This is a genomic window from Brevundimonas sp. P7753 (genome assembly GCF_013386595.1).
Taxonomy (GTDB): domain Bacteria; phylum Pseudomonadota; class Alphaproteobacteria; order Caulobacterales; family Caulobacteraceae; genus Brevundimonas; species Brevundimonas bullata.
The window spans coordinates 1-5,031 of record NZ_JACARP010000038.1 but is presented as its reverse complement, the minus strand read 5'-3'; the positions used below and the strand labels follow the sequence as shown (position 1 = coordinate 5,031).

The 5,031-nt window shown below is 69.7% G+C and carries 4 protein-coding genes; all 4 read right to left on the bottom strand.

Translation table 11 applies throughout. The features are described 5' to 3' along the window. Nucleotides 1-122: 122 nt before the first annotated feature. The 4 genes from HX774_RS08685 to HX774_RS08670 all read right to left on the bottom strand — a co-directional run bounded on the left by HX774_RS08685 (nt 123) and on the right by HX774_RS08670 (nt 4,929). Nucleotides 123-1,295 carry a DNA-packaging protein gene (locus tag HX774_RS08685; protein WP_255500265.1) on the bottom strand — a complete coding sequence of 391 codons (1,173 nt, stop codon included), beginning with the start codon at nt 1,293-1,295 and terminating at the stop codon, nt 123-125. After that, on the bottom strand, nt 1,267-1,716 hold the full coding sequence (locus HX774_RS08680; protein WP_178826022.1) for a hypothetical protein: 450 nt from the start codon (nt 1,714-1,716) through the stop codon (nt 1,267-1,269). The genes HX774_RS08685 and HX774_RS08680 overlap by 29 nt, the downstream gene beginning before the upstream one ends. Before the next feature lie 291 nt (nt 1,717-2,007). Beyond that, nucleotides 2,008-4,434: a PAS domain-containing protein gene (locus HX774_RS08675; RefSeq protein WP_178826020.1), complete on the bottom strand. Its 2,427-nt coding sequence runs from the start codon at nt 4,432-4,434 to the stop codon at nt 2,008-2,010. 27 nt (nt 4,435-4,461) lie between these two features. Further along, nucleotides 4,462-4,929, bottom strand: coding sequence for a YcgN family cysteine cluster protein (locus HX774_RS08670; protein ID WP_178826018.1), 468 nt, complete (start codon nt 4,927-4,929; stop codon nt 4,462-4,464). Nucleotides 4,930-5,031: the final 102 nt, after the last annotated feature.

The window sequence follows — 5,031 nt, the reverse complement described above, 5'->3', positions numbered from 1 at the left end:
GGTGGGGAGGGCGTGGCGACACGGAGCGCGACGGCTGCCTAGCCTTGCCGCCCCCACCCGTCTTCGCCCTTCGGGCTCAGCCACCCTCCCCATGAAGGGGAGGGAGATTCGTCGCGCTCATTTCACAGCGCCCGCAACCTCGGCTGCGTCTTCCCGGCCAGCAGCAGATGCGTCAGCGCCCACACCAGGGCGTCCGCCCGGTCAGGGCTCTTCGCCCCCGCCGCCTCGCTCCCCAGGGCCATCATCTCTTCTTCCAGCGCCGGAAACGCCCCGCAGTGGACCACCCGCCCCTGCTCGTACAAGGCGGCCACCGGCTCGGCCCGCGCCTTCTTGGACCGGCTGGCGTGGACCAGCTTGATCTGAACCTCGCAGTCCGCCTGCCCCAGCAGGGTCCGCACCATCTCCCCGCCCTGATTGGCCTCGGCCAGCACCAGGTCGGCGCCGAATTCGCGCGCCGTCTCCGCGACCCGCTGCGCCCATCCGGCGGGCGACAATCCCCGCGCCGAACGATCCGCCAGCACGTATCCGACCTTGTCCTTGCGTCCCGCGACCACGATGCCGCAGGCGTCGCCGTGGGCGCTGGCCGGCGGGTCCACCGCCACCACGATCCGCTCGAACTTCGCCGGGCGGCTCCCTCGCGCCCGCGCCAGATCCTCGGCCCGAAACAGGGCGCCGTCCGCCTCGACGATCAGCCCCTCCATCTCCTGCGCCTCCAGCCGCGTCCCGGCGTAGAGCGCCTTCAGATGGCTCAAAAATCCCGGCGACAGGTTGCCCGCATTGGCCGCCGTCGCCAGCCGCGCCTTCACCACCCCCGGCTCGGCCAGCAGCCGCCGCAGCGCCGCGATGGGCCGCGGCGTCGTGGTGATCGCCAGCTTGGGATCATCCCCCAGCCGCAACCCGAACCTCAGGTTCGACAACGTCGTCTCCGGGTGTCTCCACGCACAGAACTCGTCGGCCCAGGCCCCATGAAACTGCGGCCCGCGCAGACTGTCCGGGTCCTCCGCCGAAAAGGCGTAGGCCGCCGAGCCGCTCGGCCAGATCAGCCTGCGCCGCCCGGCCTCCCAGCGCGGCCGATTGTCCCGCGCCGCCTGCGCCTTCAGCCCCGACGGTCCCTCGACCATGACCTCGCGCACGTCGTGCAGCGCCGGCCCGACCAGAGCAAACGTCAGGTCCTTTTCCCGCGCCAGCTCGTTCATCCAGAACCCGCCGGCGAAGGTCTTGCCCGACCCCCGCCCGCCCAGCAGCACCCAGGTGCGCCAGTCCCCGTCACGCGACCAGAACTGATCCTCGCTCAACTTCGGCGCCGCCCTGATCCCGGCCCTCAGCGCCCGGATCTTCTCCTCGCGCGGCAGGCTCTCGACCCAGTCCCGCAGCAAGGGACTTGCGTTCGAACCCTCCGACAAGATGATCGACACGGGCGAAGAATTCGGCCTGGAGCCCGGCCAGTTCGGCGTCGCTGACATCACGATCGTCTTCGCTCATTTCATCCTCATCAGGGGTCTTGCGGGCGGGTCGCGACTTCAGCGCCGCCACCGCCTTGGCCGTCCGCGCCAGAACGCCGACGGCCCGCGCCCGCTTCTCGGCCTCGGCCACGTCGGTCGGCGCCTCGGCCGCCGCCACTACGGCGATGGCCTGATCGGTCAGGGTCTTGAGCCGGCCGAACACCTCGTCCAGCCAGTCCGCGCCCTGCCCCGCCTCGTCCCTATTTCCCGTCATGCCCAAACCATAGCGGACCAGCGTCCTCAGGCTGGCGAACAGCAGCGAGAACAGATCAATCGCTGGAATTTACCGGGTTTGCGCCCCGCGACTGCGACAGCCGCCGCAGGATGGCCTCTCTCTTTCCTCCCCACTTTGTGGGGAGGGGGACCGCGTAGCGGTGGAGGGGGCGGCGGCGCCATCAATCATTTGGGCGCAAATTCGGACAGGGCGCCGCCGCCCCCTCCGTCACGGCCGCTGCGCGCCCGCGCCACCTCCCCATCGCTTCGCGACAGGGAGGAAAGCACGCGATCACCCCGCCAGCGCCTCGTCCCCGACCGCGCCGTCCGCCGCCATCCAGCGCCCCAGAGCCCCGGCCAGCTCGGGAATCTGGATCGGCTTAGCCAGATGCCCGTCCATGCCCGCCTCCAGGCAGCGCGCCACCTGGTCCGCCTGGACGTTGGCCGTCAAGGCCAGGATCGGCGTGCGCCGCCCCGTCCCCGCCTGCATCCGCCGGATCTCCCGCGTCGCCGCCAGTCCGTCCATGACCGGCATGTGCACGTCCATCAGCACCAGGTCATAGGCGCCGGTCTGCATGGCCTGGACTGCCTCGGCGCCGTCGCAGACCGTGTCGATCTCCAGCCCCAACCCCCTCAGGATGGCGCTGACCAGTTCCCGGTTCCCCGGCGCGTCGTCGGCCATCAGGATGCGCCCGTCCGCGACACCGCCCGGCGGCGCCATGTCTTCGTCGCCGCTGGCCAGCCGCCCGACGGCGCCGCCCTGGGCCAAGGGCGTCTCGAACCAGAAGGTCGCGCCCTCGCCCGGCTGGCTGTCGACGCCGATCTCGCCGCCCATGATCTCGATCAGCCGCCGCGAAATCGCCAGCCCCAGCCCGGTGCCGCCGTAAACCCGCGTGGTCGAGGCGTCGGCCTGCGAGAACCGCTCGAACAGCAGCCCGACCTTCTCGGCCGGGATGCCGATGCCGGTGTCCGTCACCGCCACCCGCAACCGCCAGCGCCCATCGGCGTCCGCCGACCCGCCGACCCGCAGCGTCACCCCGCCCTTGCCGGTGAACTTCACCGCATTGGACAGGAAGTTCAGCATCACCTGACGCAGCCGCCCGGCGTCCCCGGTCAGCACCTCGGGCATGGCCGCATCGACCTCGACCTTCAGGCTCAGCCCCTTGCCGACGCACTGCCCCTCAACGATGGCCGCCGCCCCGTCCACCAGGGCCGCGACCTGGAAGGGCTCGGGGTCCATCTCGATCGCATTCGCCTCCAGCTTGGAATAGTCGAGGATGTCGTTGATCACCCCCAGCAGGGCCTCGGACGCCGTAGCGATCCGCTCGACATAGACCCGCTCCTGCGCCGGCAGGGCGTCCGACCCCTGCAACAGGCCCGAAAACCCGATGACGCTGGTCAGCGGCGTGCGCAGCTCGTGGCTCATGTTGGCCAGGAATTCGCTCTTGGCCTGGGCGGCCTTCTCGGCCCGTTCCTTGGCCTCGATGACCTCGTCCTCCAGCAGCTTGCGCTGGGTCATGTCGCGGATCACCACCACCACGTCGTCGACCTGGCCGTGCTCGTCCCTCAGGGCCTTGAAGGCGGACTCGACCCAGACCGTATGCCCCTGACGGTGCACCGCCCGATGCTCCAGCCGGGTCGGCTGGCCGGTCTTCACCGCCGCGCTGATCGCCTGCAGCACCTGCAGCCGATCCTCGGGGTGAACATAGTCGGTCGACTGGCCGCTCATGTCCTCATAGGTCCAGCCCAGCAGTTGCTGGATCGCCGGCGAGATATACTTGCTTGACCCGTCCATCTTGACGCGGGTGATGACGTCGCCGGTATTCTCCGCCAGCAGGCGATAACGCCGCTCATTGGTCTGGGCCGCCCGCAACAGCCGCTCGCGCTCGGTCACGTCCTGCAAAACGCCGAACAGGGCGATCACCCGCCCCGTGGCGTCCTTCTCGGCGGCGCCCTCGGCGGCCACCACCCGCTCCACGCCGTCCTTGCCCAGCAGCCGCAGCTTGAAGCTGTAGCCCTCGCCCGTCTCCAGCGCCCGCGTGACCAGACCCTGGATCTCGACCCGGTCCTCGGCGTGATAGTGGCCGAACACGTCGTTGAGGCTCGGCGCAAAGGCCCCCGGCTCGACCCCGTGAATACGATAGATCTCGTCAGACCAGGTCACGGCGCCGGACGCCACCTCATAGCGCCAGCGCCCGACCCCCACCATGTCCTCGGCCAGCCGCAACGTCTCCAGACGCGCCGCCTCCTGCCGCATGGCCTCGGCATGTTCCAGCAACTGTCCGGCCAGCCCCGCCAGTTCCGTGATCAGCACCATCTGGGCTTCGGTCGGTCGCGCCCTAGGCTTGACGTCCATCACCCCGATGGCGCCCACCGGCGCGCCGTCCCGCCCGCAGACCGTCGCCCCGGCGAAGAAGCGGATGCCGGGCTCGCCTACCACCATGGGATGGGTGCAGTAGTCGGCGTGCTCCAGAGCGTCCTCGATCACGACCACCGCGCCCGGCCCCATGGTCACCAGCCTGTGGCTGACGGTCTGCAGACGGGGCATGCTGATCGGGTTCAGGCCGACGCATGAACGGAACACCGCTCGATCCTCGTCCAGCACTGTGATCATCGCATGGGGGGCCTCGAAGGCCGCGCAGACGACAGCGGTCAGTCGATCGAACGCATCGCGTCCTGCCGCTTGACCTAGCCTGGCTTGCGTGACGACGATCCCCATGCCTCCCCCATAACCCCGCTCGACGAATTATTCGTTAGCGTCGCCGCCCCGCTCCAGCATCCACTCGGGCGCCTCGAAATCCAGGGCGTCCTCCTCGGTCGCCAGCGCCGCCTCCGAGATGGTCTGGCGCCGGATCGACACCCCCGCCGTATGCACCGTCTCCGGGTCGCCCGAGATCAGCGGATGCCACCAGGCCAGCCCCCGCCCCTCATGCGCCCGACGATAGCCGCACGACGGCGGCAGCCAGCGCAGTCCCGCGATCTTGCCGGGCGTCAGCTTGATGCAGTCCGGCACGTGCTCCTGCCGATTGGCGTAGTCCGAGCAAGTGCACTTGTCAGGATCGAACAGCTTGCAGTGCACCCGCGTCGGCACGATCTCGCCGGTGTTCTCGTCCTCGAAGCGAATGACGCAGCACAGGCCGCACCCGTCGCACAGGCTCTCCCACTCGGCGGCCGACATCTCCGTCAGCGGTGTTGTTTCCCAGAAGGGTTTCATGCGCCGGGCCTATACGCGCCAAAGCCCGCTTTGTCGCCTTCTCCCTCCCCTTCATGGGGAGGGTGGTCGCGCAGCGACCGGGTGGGGAGGGCGAGGCTATAC

Bases quoted from the DNA above. Each gene is read 5' to 3' on its own strand.
- HX774_RS08680 (WP_178826022.1), bottom strand. From the start codon at position 1,716: ATGACGGGAAATAGGGACGAGGCGGGGCAGGGCGCGGACTGGCTGGAC.
- HX774_RS08675 (WP_178826020.1), bottom strand. From the start codon at position 4,434: ATGGGGATCGTCGTCACGCAAGCCAGGCTAGGTCAAGCGGCAGGACGC.
- HX774_RS08670 (WP_178826018.1), bottom strand. From the start codon at position 4,929: ATGAAACCCTTCTGGGAAACAACACCGCTGACGGAGATGTCGGCCGCC.